The following is a 1,929-nucleotide window of genomic DNA, read 5'->3' on the forward strand; positions in this document are numbered from 1 at the left end:
GATCCAGGCACAGGCTGGCGACCCCGGCCGGAATGCTCAGGCGTGACTGCAAGTGGCTCTGGGTCAGCAGCAAACGAGTGCCGCTGTCTTCGATCATGCACAACAGGCGATCCTGAGGATATTCCGGGTCCAGCGGCACGTAGGCGCCACCGGCCTTGAGCACCGCCAGCAGACCAATGATCATGTCCAGGCCGCGTTCCACCGCGATGCCCACCAGCACGTCAGGCCCCACGCCGCGTTGTTGCAGGTGGCGGGCCAGGCGGTTGGCTCGGCTGTTGAGCTGGCGATAGCTCAGTTGTGCGTCTTCGAAAATCAGCGCCACTGCCTCGGGCTGGGCCTCGACCCGCTCTTCGAACAACTGGTGCACCCGCGCCTGGCTCGGGTAGTCCAGGGTCGCCCGGCCCCAGTCGGTGATCATGCGCTGCTGCTCGGCAGCGTCCAGCAACGGCAGATCGCCGATGCGCTGCTGCGGGTCGGCAACAATGGCCTGCAACAGGTTCTGCCAATGCCGGGCCAGACGTTCGATGGTCGATGCCTCAAACAGGTCAGTGGCGTAGGTCAGAATCGCGGAAAATTCCTCGCCGTGCTCCTGGGTGTCCAGGGACAGGTCGAACTGCGAAGTGGGGTTGTCCCACTCCAGGGCTTCCAGGCGCAGGTGCGGCAATTGTCGCGCGGCCTGGGCCTGCTGGCCTTCCCCTTGATGGTTGTACATCACCTGGAACAGCGGGCTCTGGCTCAGGCTGCGTTCGGGCTGCAAGGCCTCCACCAACTGCTCGAAGGGCAGGTCCTGATGGCTCTGGGCATCCAGGGCGGTCTGCCGCACGTGCTGCAACAGCTCGCTAAAAGGCACCTGGCCATCCAGTTCGGCCTTGAGCACCAGGGTGTTGACGAAGAAGCCGATCAGGCGCTCGGTCTCGACCCGATTGCGGTTGGCTATCGGCACGCCCACGCGGATATCCGCCTGCCCGCTGTAGCGATGCAGCAAGGCCTGGAACGAGGCCAGGAGCAGCATGAACGGGGTAACGCCTTGCTGCTGGGCCAGGTGGCGCAGCGCCTTGCTCAGTGCTGCGCCAAGGGCCAGGTCGACTTTCGCGCCACGAAAGCTCTGCTGCGCCGGGCGCCCATGATCGGCCGGCAGCTCCAGCACCGTTTGCTCACCGCCCAGTTGCCCGACCCAGTACGCCAGCTGCCGCTCGCGCTCGCCCGCGTCCATCCACTGCCGCTGCCAGAGGCCATAGTCGGCGTACTGAATCGGCAGCTCGGGCAGCTCGACCGTCAGGCCCTGGCTGTAACCGGCATACAGCTCAACCAGTTCATCGACCATGACCTGCATCGACCAGCCATCGGAAACAATGTGGTGCTGAGTCATCACCAGCACATGGTCATCCGGCGCCAGGCGCAGCAGCTTGACCCGCAGCAACGGGCCTTGCTGCAAGTCGAACAGGCGCGCGGTTTCCACCTCGACCCGGGCCTTGATTTGCGCGACCCGGTCCTCGACCAGGGGCAAGACCTCAAGGTCGATCGGCAGCGCCAGCTGCCCGGCAATCCGCTGCAGGGCGCGCTCGCCCGCCTCGACAAAGGTGGTGCGCAAGGACTCATGGCGCTCGACCAGGGTGTCGAGGCTGCGCTGCAAGGCCTGGACATCCAGGTCCCCATGCAAACGCAAAGCGCTTGGTAGGTGATAGGCGGCGCTCTCGGGGTCCAGTTGCCAGAGAAACCACTGCCGCTCCTGGGCATAGGACAGGGCCAGGGGCTGCGCGCGATCAACCCTTTTCAGCGGTGGCTCGGCGGCGCACGTCGTGCCACCCAGGGACTCGGCAAACGCCGCCAGCCGGCTGTGTTCGAACAAGGTCCGCAGGGCCACCTCAAGACCCAGGCCCTGGCGCACCCGCGACACCACCTGGGTCGCCAGCAGGGAATGCCCGCCCA

At 65.8% G+C, this 1,929-nt stretch carries 1 protein-coding gene; it reads right to left on the reverse strand.

The features are described from left to right. Window positions 1–1,929 (reverse strand): condensation domain-containing protein (locus CF161_RS22230; RefSeq protein WP_020298863.1); only part of this gene is annotated, 1,929 nt, incomplete at both ends.

This window comes from Pseudomonas sp. CF161 (assembly GCF_000416215.1).
In the GTDB taxonomy this organism is placed as follows: domain Bacteria; phylum Pseudomonadota; class Gammaproteobacteria; order Pseudomonadales; family Pseudomonadaceae; genus Aquipseudomonas.